Source organism: Cupriavidus phytohabitans, assembly GCF_017815025.1.
Classification (GTDB): Bacteria; Pseudomonadota; Gammaproteobacteria; order Burkholderiales; family Burkholderiaceae; genus Cupriavidus.
The window spans coordinates 219560-237303 of the sequence record NZ_JAGIQB010000003.1; the positions used below are offsets into that span (position 1 = coordinate 219560).

The window sequence follows — 17744 nt, forward strand, 5'->3', positions numbered from 1 at the left end:
ATTCAAAATGAACCAGAAAAGATCCGACGCCGCAGGCGGCACCCGTACCCTGGTGCTTGCCGCCATCCTCTTCACCCCGCTGGCCGCCGCGGCGCAGGCCGCCATGGAGGCGGGCATCGTGACCAAGGCCACTGCGCCGGCCGCCGCCAAGGCACCCGCGGCACCGATGCAGATGACCATCAGCATGACGCCAGGCGCCCCGACCACGGTGGCCCAGAGCTCGGCGCAGGCACCCGCGCCGGCCGCCGACGCGCGCGGCCCCAACTGCGTCGGCGCGATCCGCAGCGAATCCAGCGTGATGGTGCCGGTCGGCAAGTCGCAGCTGATCTCGCTGCAGGAGCCGGTGCGCAACCGCACGCTGGGCAATCCCAATGTCGTGCAGGCGACCATGGTGTCGCCCCAGACGCTCTACGTGCTGGGCCGCAGCGTGGGCACGACAAACATGATCGTGCAAGGGCGCAGCGGCGCCTGCACCATCATCAACGTCGTGGTCAATGCCGATGCCGGCGGCCTGCAGACGTCTCTCGCCCAGCTCCTGCCTGGGGAGCCTGGCATCCGGGTGATGACCGCTGCCGATAACCTCGTGCTGACCGGCAGCGTCACCAATGCCCAGTCGGCCCAGCAGGCGATGGACATTGCCCAGGCGTATGCCAACGCGGCACAAGGCACCGACGGCAAGAACGGGGACAAGAAAGGCGGCGTGCTCAACATGCTGTCCGTCGACAGCCCGCAGCAGGTGATGCTGGAAGTGAAGGTGGCCGAGGTATCCAAGACGCTGCTCAACCAGCTGGGATCCGCGGTCAACCTGCAGGGCGGCTTCGGCTCCTGGACGGGTGGCGTGGTGACGTCGTTGCTGACCGGCGCTTCGGGGGCAATCTTCGGCAGCAAGGCCAACAACCTGCCGTTCGAGTTCGCCATCGACGCGCAGAAAAACGACAGCCTGGTCAAGATCCTGGCCGAGCCCAACCTGGTCACCATCAGCGGCCAGGAGGCCAGCTTCCTCGCCGGCGGCAAGATCTACATCCCGGTGGCACAGGCCAATGTGCTGAACGGGGCCGGCACCGTCACGCTGCAGGAAGAAGAGTTCGGCGTGGGCCTGAAGTTCACGCCCACCGTACTGGCAAACGGCCGCATCCACCTGAAGGTGTCGCCGGAAGTGTCCGAGCTGTCGCCCACGGGTGCCACGATCCGCGGCGGCACGCTGGCAGGCCAGACGATCCTGCCGGTCATCACCACCCGCCGCGCCTCCACCACCGTGCAGATGCGCGATGGCGAAAGCTTCGCTATCGGCGGGCTGCTGACCGACAGCGCGCGCGGCTCGCTCAAGGCGCTGCCTGGCGCTGGCGAGGTGCCGGTTCTGGGCACGCTGTTCCGCAGCACGCAGTACCAGCAGGACCTGACCGAACTGGTGTTCGTCATCACGCCGCGCCTGGTCAAGCCGATGCCGACCAACAACTACCCGCTGCCGACCGACAGCTTCTCCACGCCAAATCCGCTGTCGCTGTACTTCATGGGCAATATGGAAGGCAGTGGCAAGCCCGCGCCGCAGCCCGCGCCGGCCCCCTCGCAGCCTGCCGCGCCGGCCGCCGCACCTGTCACGCCGCCGACGGCGCCACGCAGCGAGGGCACGCCCACGTCGGTCTCAATGGTGCCGACGGGCCGCCCGCTGGACCCCCCGGCAACTGCCGGATCGTCAGGAGCGCAAGCAGCCGCGACCGCGATGCCTCGGAGCTCCGGCGCGCCGGAACCGGCCCAACCAGCTGCTCGCAATATCGCCGCCGCACCACCTGCCGAGGACACCGCCGCGCGCATCGCCCGCATCGAAGCCACCGCCGCGCGCCTGGCACAGGCACGAGCCACCGGCACCGCCACGCGCACCGCCGCGGGCGGCAACTGAACCGCCGCGCCCACAGGAGAACGATCATGAGCAAGAAGCCCAACCTTTCGCGCGGCGCCACCACGCTGGTGCTCGGCAGCCTGGCCTGCCTCACGCTGTCGGCCTGCATGACCTCGACGCCGGTGTGGGACGGCCAGCGCGGCGTCGCACTCGCCACGGTCACGCAAATGCAGATCATTAATCCCGATGCGCCTGCGGGGCTGCCCACTGTCACGGGTGCGGACGGCAAGACCGCGGTGGCTGCGATGAGGAACTTCGACCGTTCGCTGGCCAACGGCACGCAAGGCAGCTCGCCCTCCATGACGATCGACTTCGGCGCCAGCGGCTACGGCGGCGTCGGCATGTCAGGTGGCGGGTCGCGCTGATCCGAGCAAACCACGGAGAGCCGATATGTCACGCCCTACCACCTACCGGGGCCGACGGACGACCTGGCGCAAGCGGCAGCGTGGCGCAATCGCCATCATCGTCGGTCTGTCGCTGGCCGTTCTGATTGGCTTCGTCGGGCTGGCGCTCGACCTGGGCAAGCTCTATGTGACCAAGAGCGAGCTGCAGAACAGCGTCGATGCCTGCGCGCTGGCCGCCGCGCGCGACGTCACGGGGGCCACGCCCCTGCTCGTGTCGGAGGCGGCGGGCCTCGCCACCGGCACGAGCAATGCTGCCATGTTCCAGAACGAGGCAGTGAAAATGGTCAAGGATCTCAATGTCTCGTACAGCGACACCCCTGACGGTACCTACTACACCAAGGACAGCGTGCCATACGCGCTGGACAAGGTGAAGTACGTCAAGTGCACCGCCGAGCGCACGGATATTGCCCACTGGTTCATCCAGATCCTTAACCTGCTGCCCGGCATCGACATCCAGCCCAGTACCGTGAACGCAATGGCCGTGGCCACCACAACCAGCGCGCAGACAGCCTGTGCCATCCCGGTCTATATCTGCACGCCGCCCACCTCGAATCCCCCAAAGACTGCGTACAACAAGGGCGATTGGATCAAATCCAAGGTCGATCCGAAGGATCCGTATGGCCCCGGCAGTTTTGGCTGGGCTGACCTGTCGCCTCCGGGAGGTGGTGCTTCCGAGCTGGCGGGCCTGCTTGCCGGAAGCGGACAGTGCGACCTGCCGGCAGTGGGTTCCAAAGTTGGTGAACCAGGCGATATCGCGTCGCTGATCGCGGCGTGGAATACCCGCTTCGGCATCTATACCGGCTCTTACAAGGGACCGACTGACGGGACGCCGGACTTTACCGGCTATGCCTACAGCGTCACCACATGGAATCCGCCGAACGGCGGCAACGCCTACGCCGACTTCATCCAGAAGCGAGGAGCCAACGCGCCATACCAGACGGACGCGAATAGCGGCTTGACCACCAAGGGCACGGAATCGACACAGGCGGTGCACAAAGCCGGCGCTGACCGCAGGCTGGTTCATGTACCGATGGTGGATTGCACCGAATTCGCCTCGACCAAGCTGGCCAAGGTGGTCTCCTGGAACTGCATGCTGATGGTGCAGCCAATGCAGGAGCCCAGCGCAAAGGATGTGGTTAACCTCGAATATCTGGGCAATTCGAACGACCCCACCAGCCCTTGCGCGACACAGGGTGTGCCTGGCTCTGATACGGGTTCTGGTCCCCGCGTGCCGGTGCTGGTGCAATAGGAGCGAATCATGGAGCGATGCAGACAGCGCAGGCGCAGTCAGCACAATCGGCGCAATCGGCGCGGAGTGGTCGCTGTGGAATTCGCAATGGTCCTGGTGCCGTTGCTTCTGCTGGTGAGCGGGGTTGCGGAGTACGGCCGCGCCATCTACCAGTACAACGCCCTGACCAAGGCCACGCGCGACGCCGCACGCTTCCTGTCGCAGTATGCGCCCAGCGAGCCTAACTATCCGGTGGCGCAGGCAAAGTGCATGGCCGTCTATGGCAAGACGGTCTGCGAAGGCGACGTATTGGTGAAAGGCCTCAGCACCTCGATGGTGGTCGTCTGCGACCGTGTCGACGCAAGCGGCTGTGGCGGCAAGCAGTTCGCCAACGTCCCCATCTACGAGGACGGCGACAGTTCGGGCGTGCAGGCGGGCACCATCAACCTGGTCGAGGTAAAGATATCGGGTTATGCATATTCGCCAATCCAGACCTACATCAAGGTCGGCAACCTCGCGTTCTCCGATATCGCGACAGTGATGAGGCAAGTGCTATGACTTCGCTTCGAGCCACCCGCTTGTGTCGGCAAGAGGCCGGCGCCACCGCGATCGAGTTCGCCATCGTTGCCAGCATTTTCTTCATGCTGCTGATCGGCATTGCCGAATTCTCGCGCGTGCTGTTCTACTGGAATACCGCTGGCGAGGCGACCCGGCTGGGCGCACGCATCGCCGCAGTGTGCGACGCCAAGGACGCGACCATCAAGGAGAGGATGACCAAGCTGATGCCGAAGCTACAGGCCACCAATATCCAGATCGGCTACGAGCCAAGCGGCTGCGACGCCGACGCCGACGCTGCCCGCAGCACGTGCCGCTCGGTCACCGTCAGCGTGGCCAACGTCTCGGTCAAGACCTTTATTCCGGTCGTGCCAATCACGCTGGCCATGCCTTCGTTCACGACTACGCTGCCGCGGGAAAGCCTGAACTCCTCAACCGGCGGCAAGATCTGCAATTAGCACGCATAACCAGGAGCACACCATGCTCAGAATTCTGATCGTTTCCGAGGATGCTGAAAGATTGGGCGAGCTTTCGCGTATGGCGGATGCCTGTGGATCCTTCCAGATCATGCGGCTGCAGGATGCTCCCGCCGCGCTGTGCACGCATGGCAGCCACCTGCGCAGCGCGGATGCGATCATCCTCGACCAGGACTTCCGCGCTGGCACGCAGATGCTCGGCATCGAAGCCTTGCGCCAGCAGCATCCCGACCTGCCCTGCATCCTGGTGACGTCGGCGCAGCAGCCGGATGTCCTGATCCGGGCACTGCGTGCCGGAGTGCGCGACATCCTGCCGTGGCCGCTCGACAAGGGCCAACTGAGCGAGGCGCTCGGGCGGCTGGAGTCAAACCACGTGCCCAGGGAGCGCAACGAAGCACGCGTGATCTCGCTGGTTTCATGCAAGGGCGGTGCCGGCACCAGCTTTATCGCCGGCAACCTGGCCTACACCCTGAGCGCCTGCGAGCGCAAGCGGGTGCTGCTGATCGACCTGAACACCCAGTTCAGCGACACCGCCTTCCTGATCACCGACAAGACGCCGCCAGCAACCTTGCCGGACGTGTGCTCGCAGCTGGAACGCATGGACGATACCTTCCTCGATGCCTGCATGACCCGCGTCGATGAGGGATTCGACATCCTGGCCGGTGCTGTCGACCCGATCAAGGCCAACGAGGTCCGCAAGGACAGGATCGACCATATCCTTTCGGTGGTCAGCCCGCGCTACGATTTCATCCTGATCGACATCGGGCAGTCGGTCACCCCACTGTCGCTTGCGGCCTTCGACCGCAGCCACAGCATCTGCGTGACCGTGCAGCCCAGCATCCCCTATGTCCGCACCGGCAAGCGGCTGCTGGATATCCTGCGCGCGCTGCACTACACCGAGGACAAGATCCGCATCCTGCTGAACCGCCAGGGCCGCCGCGACGAGTTGCCGCGTGCCAAGCTGGAGGAAGTCTTCGGCATGAAGATCTTCCACGCGTTGCCCGATGATCCTGTCGTGGTGGATGAGTCGATCGGCCACGGCGTGCCCGTTCTCAAGGAACAGAAGCGCAGCGCCATCGCCAAGTCGCTGCTGTCTCTCGGCGCCACGCTTGCCGCGGGTACTGGTACCGAGCGGCGGGCGCAGCCGCCCAGGCCGTCCCTGGCCAGGCTCTTCCTGCGCCCGAAGTCGACCGCCGCCTGAACCGCCCGAACCGCATCACGAACCGGAGTCCATCATGTCGATCCGCGAACAGCTTTCCCTGCCGGAACACCCGCCGCTGCAAATGAACGGCCAGGCCGCGCCCGCCCGCAGCCATGGCACCACGCAGGCCTACCGGAATTTCAAGAAGACCGTCCACGACGCGGTGCTGGACCGGGTCGAACTCGAGCGTCTCGCGCGCTATCCGCTGGAGCAGGTGAAGACGGAGATCGGGGTGCTGATCGACGCCATCATCGATGAAGAGCGCATCCTGATCAATGATACGGAACGCCGCCAGATGACGTCGGACATCTATGACGAGATGTTCGGCTTCGGCCCGCTCGAGCCGCTGCTGCAGGATCCGACCGTGTCCGACATTCTGGTCAACACAGCGAAGCAGACCTATGTCGAGCGGCGCGGCAAGCTGGAACTCACCGATATCGGCTTCTACGACGATGCCCATCTGATGAAGGTCATCGAGAAGATCGTGTCGCGCGTAGGGCGCCGCATCGACGAGACCAGTCCGATGGTCGACGCGCGCCTGCCCGATGGTTCGCGCGTCAATGCCATCATCCCGCCCTCGGCGATCGACGGGCCACTGCTGTCGATCCGCCGCTTCGCGGTCAATCCGCTGCAGGTTTCAGACCTGGTGAACCTGAGGAGCCTGACGCCGCCGATGGCCCAGATGCTGCAGGCGCTGGCGCATGCCAAGGTCAACGTGCTGGTCTCGGGCGGCACCGGCAGCGGCAAGACCACGCTGCTGAACATCCTGTCCGGCTTCATCCCCGAGGACGAGCGCGTGGTCACGATCGAGGACGCGGCCGAACTGCAGTTGCGTCAGCCTCATGTGCTGCGCCTCGAAACCCGCCCGCCGAACATCGAAGGCAAGGGCGAGATCACGCAGCGCTCGCTGGTGCGCAACGCACTGCGCATGCGCCCGGACCGCATCATCCTGGGCGAGGTGCGCGGCGGCGAGGCGCTGGACATGCTCAACGCGATGAACACCGGGCATGAGGGGTCGCTGACGACCATCCACGCCAATACCCCGCGCGACGCGCTGACGCGCCTGGAGAACATGGTCAGCATGGCAGGCCTGACCATGCCGGCCAAGGCAATTCGCCAGCAGATCTCTTCAGCCATCACCGTGATCGTCCAGGCCGCACGCATGACCGACGGGCGACGCAAGATCATCAGCATCTCGGAGATCACCGGCATGGAAGGCGAAATCATCAACATGCAGGAGATATTTACCTTCCAGCGCTCCGGCGTGGACAAGGACGGCACCGTGCGCGGCCATTTCCGCGCCACCGGGGTGTACCCCAAGTTTGCCGAGCGGCTGCGCGTGTTCGGCGTGGGCCTGCCCGATGAAACCTACGATCCGGCGCATCGCTATGAAGTGTGATCCGCGCCACCGACGCGGCACATTCTCTCGGGGGAGACGCATATGAGCACGATCTTCTATGCCTTCGGCATCATGCTGTTCGCGGCGGTGGTGCTCTGCATCGAAGGCCTCTATCTCTGGTGGAACAACTACCACGGCCCCGCCGCCAAGCGTATCGACGCGCGGCTGCGTGCGTTGTCCGCGGGCGGGCATGTCAGTGCCGAACGCCTGTCGATCCTGAAGAAGCGGCTGCTGAGCGATTCTCCTCGGATGCAGCAGTGGCTGATGCGGTTGCCGCGCATCGGCTCGGTGGACCGCTGGCTGGAGCAGTCCGGCAGCTCCTGGTCGGTATCGCAGCTGCTAGGCTACTGCGCGCTTGTGGTGCTGTGCACGGTGGCACTGATCCCGCTGGTGCCGGTGCCGATGCCTGTGGTGCTGGCCATTGCCGTCGTGGCCGGGCTGCTGCCGGTGCTGCACGTAATGCGGCTTCGGGTCAGGCGGCTCCAGCAGATGGAAAAGCAACTGCCGGACGCCGTCGACATGATCAGCCGCTCGCTGCGCGCCGGGCATTCGTTCAGCGGTGCGCTGGGCATGGTCGGCCAGGAGATCAAGGCCCCGATCGGCCCTGAGTTCCGCACCACGTTCGAAGAGATCAACTATGGCGTTGCGCTGGACGAAGCCATGACCAACCTGGCAATCCGTGTGCCGGTGGGTGACCTGCGCTACTTTGTCATCGCCGTACTGATCCAGCGCGAAAGCGGCGGCAACCTGGCCGAGATCCTCGACACCATCGCCAACATGGTGCGCGAGCGGCTGAAGCTGTTCGACAAGATTCGCGTGCTTTCTGCCGAAGGGCGCTTGTCCGCCTGGATCCTCGGCCTGCTGCCGTTCGCGACTGGCGGCATGATCATGGTGGTCAACCCCGGCTTCATGAAGGTGCTGTGGGAAGACCCGATCGGCTGGCGCATGATCGGCGGCGCGCTGGTGTCGATGGTGTTCGGCGTGATATGGATGCGCAAGATCATCCGCATCCGTGTATGAGACAACAACAAGCCGCGGCGGCACAACGGTCCTGAGGGGAGTCAATCATGCAAGGCATCATCGGGGGTATTCCCGCCGAGCAGTTGGTCGTGCTCGCGCTGGTCTTCGTGGCGGCATTCGGCACAGTACTTGCCGTGATGTACGCGTTCTCACCAAACCGCATGCACGGACGCGTGGAGCAGCTCGCCGGCCAGGCAGGCACGCCTTCCGCTCCCGGCCCGCAGCAGGCCTGGATCGAGAGACTGGTGCGCTGGGCACAACCGGTGTCGCGGCTGTCCCTGCCCAAGGAAGGCTGGGAAAATTCACAGTTGCGCGTGCGCTTCACCAACGCCGGCTGGCGCAGCGCCAGTGCAGCACCGCTGTACTTTGGCGCCAAGACTGTGCTGGCGGTGGTGCTGCCAATGACCGGGCTGCTGGCGCTGAATGGCAGTCGGGCGGTCGACGACCAGTACACGATGTTGGCCCTGCTCGCGCTGCTGGGTGCGATCGGCTACTACCTGCCCAACGTCGTGCTGGCACGGAAGGTTGCCGAGCGGCAGCGCAAGGTATTCGAGGAATTCCCCGACGTCATCGACCTGCTGACCGTGTGCGTGGAAGCCGGCCTCGGCCTGGACGCCGCGCTGATGCGCGTCGCCGACGAACTTGCACTGCGCTGCCCGGTAATGGCCGATGAATTGCAGCTGATGCTGCTGGAACTGCGCTCCGGCTTCTCCAAGGAAAAAGCGCTGTCCAACCTGTCGCTGCGCACCGGCGTCGAAGACGTCGACAAATTTGCCTCGATGCTGATCCAGGCCGACCGCTTCGGCACCAGCCTGGGCGAATCCCTGCGCGTGCTGTCGGACATGCTGCGCACCAAGCGCCGCATGCTCGCCGAGGAGCAGGCCGCCAAGATCGCGCTCAAGCTGCTGTTCCCGCTGATCTTCACCATCTTCCCCTCGCTGCTGCTGGTGCTGCTGGGGCCGGCGTTTATCCAGATCTATCGCGTCCTGTTGCCAACCATGGCGGGACAAGGAGGATAGGACGCACGGGTAACCCTGAACGGTTCCCCCGGCTGTCTCCCGGTGCAACGCCGGCCAGACAGTCCCTTGCCCGGACCTGGTTCCGGGCTTTTTTGCTTTGGTGGCGGGCGTGCGAGCCAGGGACTTGACCGCGGCGCCAGGGTTCTTAAGAATGCCACTCACTGCCCCGCCGCCGGCGCGGCGGACGCAGCCAGACCCAATCGCCCCGGAGTTCCCATGAAACTGCGTATCCTGAGCGACCTGCATATCGAGCACAACATGCCGCAAGAAGTGCCCGGCTGCGATGCCGACATCGTTGTGCTGGCGGGCGATATCGCCAACGGCCGCGACGGCATCGACTGGGCCGCGCGCACGTTCGCGCAGCCCGTCATCTATGTCCCCGGCAACCACGAGTATTACGAGAGCAATTTCGATGCGGTAGACCGGCAGATGGCCGAAGCCGCCACGGAATATCCCGGCATGCATGTGCTCAACGGCGCCGTTGCGGAGTTCGACGGCGCCAGTGGCCGCGTGCGGATCGTGGGCACGACCTGGTGGACGGACTACACGCTGTTCGGCGCCGACCGGCGCGAGGATTCGATGCAGGCCTGCGCGGGCGTGATGCTGGACCACAGGCTGATCGAAGTCGGCGGCGGCGACGGCAAGGCCCGCCATTTCATGCCGGAAGACGCGCTGGCGCGCCACGAGGCCGCTTCGGCCTGGCTGGCGGCGCAGCTGGCGCAACCCTTCGAAGGCAAGACCGTGGTGGTCACCCATCATGGCCCTGACCTGGGCAGTCTTGACCCGCGCTACTCGCATGACCTGGTCTCCGGCGGGTTCCTGTCACGCCGGCCCGACCTGGTGGCGCAGGCGGACCTGTGGATCCATGGCCATACCCACACCAGTTTCGACTATTGCATCGACGATTCGCGCGTGGTGTGCAATCCGCGGGGCTATGTCAGCCGGCGCACGGGCGAGCTGGAAAACAAGCGCTTCGACTGGTGCTGCGTGGTGGAGGTATGACGGGGGGCAGTCTCCTACGCATTTCCGCATTAGCCGTGTCGACGGGATCACCGCATCCGGCAACCACGGCGCAAACGGGACCCAGCGCCAGCGGCTTACCTGAACCCGGGACGAGTCGCGCGTGAGCCGGGGGATACTGGCAAGCAGCATAGCGGCGGACGCGACAACTTCCTTGACACATTCCGGGTAGTTGGACTTGCCGAAGCGGCTACACCTTATGAAGGGTCGACAGCCGCGCCCGGCATAGAAGCAATCCCAGCATTGTCAAGACAACTAATGGGCCCATCTGAACCGACAGGACGCTGGCACCAGCTTCGCAAACCAGCGGTGAAAACCAGGCAACCACAAGCAGTTCGCGCTCGCCGCGAAGCCAGCCCCATTGCAGGCCATGAACGCCCATCCACGCAATAGGCAGGGCCAGCCAGGTGAGGTCATAGTCGAACATATGCGGGCTGACCAGCAGACTGGCCAATACCAGCACCGACGCTCGCAAATACAATGGCTGGGGCTTGCGCCACACAACCACCACAGCCAACATGCCCAGAAGGGCCACCGCAAAGTGAATACCATTGGCAAGCGATGCCTCTGCTCCCAGCAAGCGCGCGGCGCCAAACACCGTTGGCATCTTTACCAGGGGCAACGCACCCTCCATGGCTAGCTGTCGGGCGATGCCAATGCTATGCACGAAGCCGGACGCCGTATCAACGCCAAGCACCAGCAGGCTGGCGGTGAAAAGGCAGAGTGCGGTGGCGGCAGCGGCAAACATCGTCTTCCATGCGCGCGCGCAAAGCAGCGCTACAGGAAACAAAATGGCCAAATGAGGCTTGATCGCCAGCAAACCGATGCAAATGCCGGCCACCACGGGGCGCCGCTCCAGCAACATCAATCCACAGCCTGCCAGCGTTGCCGTCAGGAATGCATTTTGCCCGTTGAAGGCAGTCAGTATCGTCGGGGGAAAAGCAAGGGCCAGCAGGCCGCTCCGATAGGGCCTGGCAATGCGCGCGAGCATAGCGACATAGCCGGCCAGCGTGCTCAGGGTGAAGGCGGCATAGGACAGCAGGTAGGGTAGTAGGGCAAGCGGCAGGACTGCCAGCAGGAAGCTCGGAGGATAAAACCAGTGGAACCACGCCCGCACCCGTACCAGGCCGGGATCCACACTCTGCAAAACGGGGAACAGCTGGTTGATGTCATAGGCATCGGCAGCACGCCCCTCCAGCGCCAAGTGCGAAGCGCCCCAGAATACGCGGAAATCGTTGGCAAAGGCCATGCGGGGTTCGTTGCCGGGCACATGGCGATGCACAACTAGCCAGATGCAGACCCCGACAAGCTGCGCCAACAGCATCGCCGCCGGGTAGATAACCAGACGCTTGGAAGTCACCCAGTGCCCCGCCTTCATTCCATCCCCCTAATTATGGCTTGCACGCTGAGAACAGCGTGCAGCCTCATTTCCGCGTTTCAATGCACGCAAGCTATTGGTCTACGTCAATGACGGATCCTATACTTGAAGCCGCACTAAAAAAATAGCGCTGCGGGTCCGCACATTCTGTGTGCTGCCTTGCGCATCGCCTCGAACGGCGCACCAGCATACCGGCCATCTCCAATGCCCGATCACGGCAACCGGAATGCGAGGACAACAAGGGGAACATCGCATGGGTCGTCCCGAACATTGGCTGAATCGCCAGCGCCTGGTCGCGTATTCGCGCATCGTGCTAGCCTTCATTCTGCTGGCCATCGTGGTGCTGTGCTTCCGGGCGAAGGGCCTTGTGGATCCGAACGGGAAGCCACTCGGCTATGACTTCATCACGTTCTGGGCGGCCTCGCGCATGGCACTGGACGGCGATCCCCAGCACGCCTACAACGTGGCGCGGCTATTCCAAGTCGAACAGACGGCGGTATCCGGGATCAGGGCTATGTATGCCTGGTTCTATCCGCCGTCGTTCTACCTGTTGATCCTTCCTCTTGCACTATTGCCCTACCTGGCGGCCTATTTCGTTTTCCTGCTGACAACCCTTGCTGCCTATGTAGCCGTATTCCGACGCATTGCGCAGAGCCGCGAAGCCCTATGGTGTCTTGCCGGGTTTTGCGGGGCGTGGGTCAATATCTTGCACGGACAAAACGCCTTCCTGACTTCCGCGCTGGCAGCCGCAGCCCTGCTCTGCCTTGAGCGCCGGCCAGTGCTTGCCGGTATTCTCATCGGATTGCTTGCCATCAAGCCGCATCTGGCGGTGCTGTTCCCGGTTGCCCTCGTGGCGACGGGTGCGTGGACCACCTTCTTCGTTGCTGGCGCGGTTGCCTTGCTCCTGGTGGCGACCGGCACTGCCGTCCTTGGTACCGTTACTCTGTCTGCATTCCTTGGCAGCCTGCCGGTCGCGCAAGCTGCGCTGGAAACCGGCGCGCTGCCTTGGATCAAGATGCCGACAGTCTTTGCCATGCTCAGGCTGTGGCACGTTCCGGTGCCAGCCGCCTGGCTTGCGCAGACCGCCGCCGCATGTGCGGCCGCTGTTGCCGTCTGGTACGTGTGGCGCCATACGCCGGTACTGGCACTGCGCGCATCGGCCCTCATGACAGCAACTTTCCTGGTCAGCCCGTATGCCTATGACTACGATCTCGCCGGCCTTGCCTTCCCGCTTGCGTGGCTCGCCGTCGATGGCCTGCTCCGCGGCTGGCTTCGCGGCGAACGTGAAATCCTGTTAGCAGCGTGGTTCCTGCCACTGCCGATGGCACCGCTGGCTGCCGCGGTATCGATTCAAACGGGGCCGGTCGTGCTGACTGGCCTGCTTTTCCTGATACTTCGGCGAACTGACCACTTCCACGAAGCCTGCAAGGTCGGGCCGCAGGCTGGGGCTACAAGCTCAGGCGGTGGTATGTCTGCTTCTCTGAATCCGCGTGTGATCGATCCCGCCACGCGCGAGCTGTCCCGGTACTGAAGCGGCATCTCGCGCAGACGGGATCCCGCCTGTCAGAACACTAGCCGCCTGAACACCACATCGGGCAGCCACCGGATCGCCATCATAATGGCCCGCCAGAACCCCGGCACATAAGCTTCGGACACGCCCGCATCCATGGCGCGCACGATTGCCTTGCCCGCAGTGTCTGGCTGAATCCATAGCGGCCCCTTGCGGAATCCGTTCGTCATGGGCGTATCGACAAGCCCCGGCTTGATCGTCACCACCGCCACGCCGCATTTGGCCATGCGCTGCCGCAACCCCGACATGAAAGCCGTTACCAGTGCCTTGGCGCTGCCGTACACATAATTACTCTGCCTGCCCCTTTCGCCAGCCACCGAAGAGATGACCGCGATGGTGCCCTTGCGCCGGCGCTCCATCCTGTTGGCGATCAGCGTGAGCAAGGCCACGACCGACAGTGCATTGGTCTGGATCTCCGCGAGCGTGAGCAATACGGATTGCTCGCATGCCCGCTGGTCAGACAGGGTGCCGTGGCAAATTAGGACCGAATCCACGCCTCCCATGGTGGCCTCGGCCTCATCCAGCATGGCGGCGTGCGCGAAAGCATCGTTGGCGTCCATGACCCAGGTCTGAACGCCTGCGCCACCACGCACCCGCAGGTCATCGGCGATCGCCTGCAAACTGCCCGCATTGCGGCCGACAAGGAAGAGTTGATCCCCGCGTTCTGCAAAGCGACGCGCGGCCGCCTCGGCAATGGCCGAAGTCGCGCCAATGATCAGGATATTTTTCATTCGTCCTCCATGACCCGCCTCCAGAAGCTGGAGGAGAAAGCGGGATCGATATATGGGCTGAAGCGTTGCCATTGCGGATACCCGGCACGAAACACTCTGCCCGGCATGCGCCCGTCCTTGGCTGGATAGAGACGGCCGTGCGCAGCCATCACCACTGCATCGAGGCTGGTGAAAAGGCGATGCAAGGCTTCCCCGCGATTCGGGAAATCCAGCGCCAGGGTGGTGCCTGGATGCGGAAACGACAGCAGCCCTGGCGAAGCCCGCTCGCCGAACTGCTTCAGTACCGCCAGGAAGGACGCCATGCCGCTGCGCGCTATCAGCCGGAGGAGTTCGGCAACGGCCTCCCGGCCTCCACGAATATCCGGTACGACGCACTGGTACTGATAGAAGCCTTTCGGGCCGTATATGCGATTCCAGTTCAGCAAATGGTCGAGCGGATAAAAGTAAGACTCGCAATGCCCGCTCGTAGTCAGCGGCTGCCTGCCAGCGCGATGGAAGTACAGGCTGTTGAACACCCTGACCGACAAGGTGTTCACCAGGGAAAACGGCGGCGTGAAGGCCACCGCGGCGGCGTGGCGCGCTTGCGGGACGTCCTGCTGGCGGAACCCCGCTGGCGCGTGATCGGCACGCGTGAAGATGCCCCGCCCCATGCGGCGACCCGGCCCTGAGCAATCCAGCCACGCCACCGTGTACTCATGAGCCGATCCTGACTCGCTCAGTCTGAAGAATCCGTCAAGATCCGCAAACTGTTCCGCTTCCGAAACGATCCACGGGTTCTCGATGCGGCGCAGCCTGATCTCAGCCCAGAGGATCAGGCCGGTCAGTCCGAGCCCTCCGATCGTCGCGGCGAACCAGTCAGGGTTCTCTTCCGCGGAACAAAGCCGCATCTCGCCGTCCGAACGGCGCAGCAGCAGGCGCACCACGTGGCACCCGAATGTACCTTGCCTGTGATGGTTCTTTCCATGCACGTCATTGGCAATCGCCCCGCCGATGGTCACGAAGCGCGTGCCCGGTGTCACCGGCAGAAACCAGCCGCGTGGCACCATCAGGCGGGAGATCTCCGCCAGTTGCACGCCGCTTTCGCAGCGTAGGACGCCGCTGCCGGAATCAAAGGCAATGAAACGGTCGAGCCTGCGGGTGGAAAGCAAGGCGCCGTTCGTGTTAAGGCAACTGTCGCCATAGCTGCGACCATTTCCGAATGGGAGGTAACTGTCGGCGAGTTCGGGAAGCGGCGGCAGTTCTGCCATACAGCTTTGCAGCGGTAGCAACACGCATTCGGAGCGGATGGCCCTGCCCCAGGAATATATCAATCGCCGCGCCATGTCATGTAGCAAAGTACACAGTCAATGCCCCGCACACCCCGATGGCAAGACTTGTCCTGTCCTTCAGTGCGAATACCACCGGATCGTCATGCATCATGCCCCGATGAGCCAACACCCAGACTCTGCTGATCCAGTACAGCAACAGCATGCAGAGCACCCAGATAATCTGGGGCTGGCGATACAACATCTCCACGGCCGGGCTGTTAATGTAGAGCGCCAACACCACCACACTGACATAGCCTGCGGCCGTGCCGAGGCTCTCGACTATCGCGAGGTCTTCAAGTCGGTAGCCACGTCCCGCAGATTCCAGGCGGCACTCGCGCTGCATGACTTTTAGTTCGGCGTACCGTTTCACGAGCGCAAGACTGAAGAAGAGCGCCAATGAAAGCATCAGCAGCCAGAATGACAACGCCACACCTACCGCCATGGCCCCGGCCACGATACGTATCGTATAGAGCGCAGCAAGGACCACGACATCGGCCACCACCAGGCGCTTGAGGACTGTGGAGTACGCCAACGTCAGCGCATAATAGCCGCACAATACGCCCTTGAATGCCCATGGCAGTGGCCAGGCAGCCGCCCACGCGCCGGCAAGCAGCGCGGGGGCAAGCCCGAAGCCGGCGAGCAACGATAACTGACCAGATGCAAAGGGCCGGCGAGCCTTGCCAGGATGCTGTCGGTCAGATTCCACATCAAGCATGTCATTGAGCACATAGACCGACGATGCACATAGGCTGAATGCCACGACGGCCAGCAGTGCTGCGCCGACTGCCGACGGTTCGCCTAGCTCGTGGGCCGCGGCCAGCGGCACCAGTAGCAAAATATTCTTTACCCATTGATGTGGACGCAACGTCTTGACAATGGCATGTACTACATGACTATGGGGGGCAAACGTCTTGTAAACATGCGTGACTGCGCGCGCCTCCGCTTCCAGGCCTTTGCTGGCATTCACGACCACACCGCCACGGCTCATCGACCAGACTGCCAAGTCCACGCGATGGTTGCCGCAGTAGTCAAAGCCCTTGGCACCGAATTTTTCTGCAAGAGAATGCGCTTTTCGATGTCCACTGAGGTTGTGGGTGTCGCTACTGGACAGGACACCGTCGAACAACTTGAGGTGGTCTGCCACAGCCTGCGCCAGCCGGTAGTTGGCCCCCGTGCAAAGCCAGAGCGGTCGCCCGCGCCGCTTCTGCTCCCTCAACCAGGCGATCAGCTCTTGATGAAACGGCAACGCAGAATGATTCAGCCGCGCGCGGCTCGCGATCTGTGCCTTGAGATAGGCCTTGCCCCGCCATAGCCAGCAGGGCAACAAAATGAGGTAGAACGGGTTTTGCCTGAGCAAGGCGATGCACGACTCAAGCAGCAGGTCCCCGGGGATCAATGTCCCGTCCAGGTCCACGCAAAGCGGAATCTCCGGCTTGCCCATGACTTCTCCCCGGCAGACGACGCAGTCGGGCAAAACTGGCACGAGAAGATCAGTACGCGGCCCCGCTTCCGTGCCAAGGTGCTGCCGGGATATTGCCCGGAAGTGCCCTAACATCGGGAAAACCCCGCCGCCCATGTCCGCCAACCGTAATGCCAACCCGCATTCGTCCGTCAAACAATTGGTCTTGTTTCTTCTTGTTGGGCTCGTCGTGACCTGCCTTATGTCACATCGCGAACTAGATGCTTGCTTCGGACGGGCACCTCTGAGCCTGATTCTAGGCCGCAAAAGAACGTAGGCAATCCCCCAAATGCACTAGTGAATGCTCCGCATTGACGGCCACGCCTGCGCTGATTCAGACTGCGCCATCAACGGGATGGGTGATGCAACTAGTTATGCAGCTGGCGATTACCTATGCGGGGCTTGCGATTCTGGCTACGGCTACAAATATCGGTGTGCAGGACCTTATGATCCGTAGCTACACCGGCCCCTTCCAGGTATTGTTTTCCGTGTTGGCCGGGACGGGCGCTGGACTATACCTGAAATACATACTCGATAAGCGCTTCATCTTCCGCTTCAGCCCTCGCAATGCGGGCCACGACGGGCGAACTTTTGTTATTTATACCGCGACCGGAGTGGCGACCACGCTTGTGTTCTGGGCGTTCGAGTTCGGCTTCGACTATCTGTTCGACACCCGGGAGATGCGATACCTCGGCGCGGTAATTGGCCTCGCCATCGGCTACACCGTGAAATATGAGCTGGACAGACAATACACGTTCCGCCGGGCCTGAGCTTCCGGCCATGGCCCCAGCTCGCCCTCGCGCCAGGGCAACTTGAGAACGGGCTGTTTGCGCTCCCGCCACTCCGACGGCGGGAGCCACACAAACAAAAACCCCCGCGGGTTCGCACCCGCGGGGGTTTTTGCTGTGACAGCCTGCCGGCCAGGGTTGTCACACCCCACCGGCAGTCAGTCGGCACAAATTACATCATGCCTTCCATGCCGCCCATGCCGCCCATGCCGCCCGGCATTGCCGGAGCCGACTCTTCCTTCGGCGTTTCGGCAACTGCGCAGTCCGTGGTCAGCATCAGCGAAGCCACCGA

16 protein-coding genes are annotated in these 17744 nt (G+C 63.4%); 12 read left to right on the forward strand and 4 right to left on the reverse strand.

The features are described from left to right. Nucleotides 1-7: 7 nt before the first annotated feature. The 10 genes from J8I34_RS03460 (at nt 8) to J8I34_RS03505 (ending at nt 10201) form a co-directional block, all read left to right on the forward strand. Nucleotides 8-1897, forward strand: coding sequence for a type II and III secretion system protein family protein (locus J8I34_RS03460; RefSeq protein ID WP_209805332.1), 1890 nt, complete (start codon nt 8-10; stop codon nt 1895-1897). 26 nt (nt 1898-1923) lie between these two features. Next, nucleotides 1924-2262 (forward strand): hypothetical protein, encoded by a 339-nt coding sequence (locus J8I34_RS03465; RefSeq protein ID WP_029045776.1) that lies wholly within the window; start codon nt 1924-1926, stop codon nt 2260-2262. Between the two features lie 25 nt (nt 2263-2287). Next, nucleotides 2288-3550: a pilus assembly protein TadG-related protein gene (locus J8I34_RS03470; protein ID WP_209805333.1), complete on the forward strand. Its 1263-nt coding sequence runs from the start codon at nt 2288-2290 to the stop codon at nt 3548-3550. A gap of 9 nt (nt 3551-3559) precedes the next feature. Further along, complete coding sequence (locus J8I34_RS03475; RefSeq protein WP_029045778.1) at nt 3560-4087, forward strand: TadE/TadG family type IV pilus assembly protein; 528 nt, start codon at nt 3560-3562, stop codon at nt 4085-4087. Then, nucleotides 4084-4542 carry a TadE/TadG family type IV pilus assembly protein gene (locus J8I34_RS03480; RefSeq protein ID WP_029045779.1) on the forward strand — a complete coding sequence of 153 codons (459 nt, stop codon included), beginning with the start codon at nt 4084-4086 and terminating at the stop codon, nt 4540-4542. The genes J8I34_RS03475 and J8I34_RS03480 overlap by 4 nt, the downstream gene beginning before the upstream one ends. Before the next feature lie 22 nt (nt 4543-4564). Then, the gene (locus J8I34_RS03485) at nt 4565-5761 is read left to right on the forward strand and encodes a CpaE/TadZ family protein (RefSeq protein WP_209773345.1); all 1197 of its coding nucleotides are present in this window, start codon (nt 4565-4567) and stop codon (nt 5759-5761) included. A 34-nt stretch (nt 5762-5795) separates the two neighbouring features. Continuing rightward, nucleotides 5796-7160 carry a TadA family conjugal transfer-associated ATPase gene (locus tag J8I34_RS03490; RefSeq protein WP_209805334.1) on the forward strand — a complete coding sequence of 455 codons (1365 nt, stop codon included), beginning with the start codon at nt 5796-5798 and terminating at the stop codon, nt 7158-7160. 42 nt (nt 7161-7202) lie between these two features. After that, nucleotides 7203-8180: a type II secretion system F family protein gene (locus J8I34_RS03495; RefSeq protein WP_209805335.1), complete on the forward strand. Its 978-nt coding sequence runs from the start codon at nt 7203-7205 to the stop codon at nt 8178-8180. 47 nt (nt 8181-8227) lie between these two features. Beyond that, complete coding sequence (locus tag J8I34_RS03500; RefSeq protein ID WP_209805336.1) at nt 8228-9199, forward strand: type II secretion system F family protein; 972 nt, start codon at nt 8228-8230, stop codon at nt 9197-9199. 216 nt (nt 9200-9415) lie between these two features. Beyond that, nucleotides 9416-10201: a metallophosphoesterase gene (locus J8I34_RS03505; protein WP_209805337.1), complete on the forward strand. Its 786-nt coding sequence runs from the start codon at nt 9416-9418 to the stop codon at nt 10199-10201. Nucleotides 10202-10409: 208 nt separating this feature from the next. Here J8I34_RS03505 and J8I34_RS03510 read toward each other — a convergent pair whose 3' ends face one another. After that, nucleotides 10410-11597, reverse strand: coding sequence for a glycosyltransferase family 87 protein (locus J8I34_RS03510; RefSeq protein ID WP_209805338.1), 1188 nt, complete (start codon nt 11595-11597; stop codon nt 10410-10412). 253 nt (nt 11598-11850) lie between these two features. Here J8I34_RS03510 and J8I34_RS03515 point away from each other — a divergent pair, with 253 nt between their 5' ends. Continuing rightward, complete coding sequence (locus tag J8I34_RS03515) at nt 11851-13128, forward strand: glycosyltransferase family 87 protein (RefSeq protein ID WP_209805339.1); 1278 nt, start codon at nt 11851-11853, stop codon at nt 13126-13128. A gap of 32 nt (nt 13129-13160) precedes the next feature. On the opposite strand, the gene J8I34_RS03520 is transcribed toward J8I34_RS03515, so the two are convergent. The 3 genes from J8I34_RS03520 to J8I34_RS03530 form a co-directional block, all read right to left on the reverse strand. Further along, the gene (locus J8I34_RS03520; protein ID WP_209805340.1) at nt 13161-13898 is read right to left on the reverse strand and encodes an SDR family oxidoreductase; all 738 of its coding nucleotides are present in this window, start codon (nt 13896-13898) and stop codon (nt 13161-13163) included. Further along, on the reverse strand, nt 13895-15145 hold the full coding sequence (locus J8I34_RS03525) for an FAD-binding oxidoreductase (RefSeq protein ID WP_245175742.1): 1251 nt from the start codon (nt 15143-15145) through the stop codon (nt 13895-13897). The genes J8I34_RS03520 and J8I34_RS03525 overlap by 4 nt, the downstream gene beginning before the upstream one ends. A gap of 76 nt (nt 15146-15221) precedes the next feature. Then, on the reverse strand, nt 15222-16646 hold the full coding sequence (locus J8I34_RS03530; protein ID WP_209805342.1) for a UbiA family prenyltransferase: 1425 nt from the start codon (nt 16644-16646) through the stop codon (nt 15222-15224). Nucleotides 16647-17038: 392 nt separating this feature from the next. On the opposite strand from J8I34_RS03530, the gene J8I34_RS03535 reads away from it, so the two are divergent. Beyond that, a complete protein-coding gene (locus J8I34_RS03535; protein WP_209805343.1) occupies nt 17039-17434 on the forward strand; it encodes a GtrA family protein in 396 nt (131 codons plus the stop codon). Nucleotides 17435-17744 lie beyond the last annotated feature (310 nt).

What these genes read in the sequence shown, in the direction of transcription:
- J8I34_RS03460 (WP_209805332.1), top strand. Translation starts at nt 8, where the DNA reads ATGAACCAGAAAAGATCCGACGCCGCAGGCGGCACCCGTACCCTGGTG.
- J8I34_RS03470 (WP_209805333.1), top strand. Translation starts at nt 2,288, where the DNA reads ATGTCACGCCCTACCACCTACCGGGGCCGACGGACGACCTGGCGCAAG.
- J8I34_RS03505 (WP_209805337.1), top strand. Translation starts at nt 9,416, where the DNA reads ATGAAACTGCGTATCCTGAGCGACCTGCATATCGAGCACAACATGCCG.
- J8I34_RS03480 (WP_029045779.1), top strand. Translation starts at nt 4,084, where the DNA reads ATGACTTCGCTTCGAGCCACCCGCTTGTGTCGGCAAGAGGCCGGCGCC.
- J8I34_RS03510 (WP_209805338.1), bottom strand. Translation starts at nt 11,597, where the DNA reads ATGAAGGCGGGGCACTGGGTGACTTCCAAGCGTCTGGTTATCTACCCG.
- J8I34_RS03475 (WP_029045778.1), top strand. Translation starts at nt 3,560, where the DNA reads ATGGAGCGATGCAGACAGCGCAGGCGCAGTCAGCACAATCGGCGCAAT.
- J8I34_RS03515 (WP_209805339.1), top strand. Translation starts at nt 11,851, where the DNA reads ATGGGTCGTCCCGAACATTGGCTGAATCGCCAGCGCCTGGTCGCGTAT.
- J8I34_RS03495 (WP_209805335.1), top strand. Translation starts at nt 7,203, where the DNA reads ATGAGCACGATCTTCTATGCCTTCGGCATCATGCTGTTCGCGGCGGTG.
- J8I34_RS03465 (WP_029045776.1), top strand. Translation starts at nt 1,924, where the DNA reads ATGAGCAAGAAGCCCAACCTTTCGCGCGGCGCCACCACGCTGGTGCTC.
- J8I34_RS03520 (WP_209805340.1), bottom strand. Translation starts at nt 13,898, where the DNA reads ATGAAAAATATCCTGATCATTGGCGCGACTTCGGCCATTGCCGAGGCG.
- J8I34_RS03485 (WP_209773345.1), top strand. Translation starts at nt 4,565, where the DNA reads ATGCTCAGAATTCTGATCGTTTCCGAGGATGCTGAAAGATTGGGCGAG.
- J8I34_RS03530 (WP_209805342.1), bottom strand. Translation starts at nt 16,646, where the DNA reads ATGGGCAAGCCGGAGATTCCGCTTTGCGTGGACCTGGACGGGACATTG.
- J8I34_RS03490 (WP_209805334.1), top strand. Translation starts at nt 5,796, where the DNA reads ATGTCGATCCGCGAACAGCTTTCCCTGCCGGAACACCCGCCGCTGCAA.
- J8I34_RS03500 (WP_209805336.1), top strand. Translation starts at nt 8,228, where the DNA reads ATGCAAGGCATCATCGGGGGTATTCCCGCCGAGCAGTTGGTCGTGCTC.
- J8I34_RS03525 (WP_245175742.1), bottom strand. Translation starts at nt 15,145, where the DNA reads ATGGCAGAACTGCCGCCGCTTCCCGAACTCGCCGACAGTTACCTCCCA.
- J8I34_RS03535 (WP_209805343.1), top strand. Translation starts at nt 17,039, where the DNA reads ATGCAGCTGGCGATTACCTATGCGGGGCTTGCGATTCTGGCTACGGCT.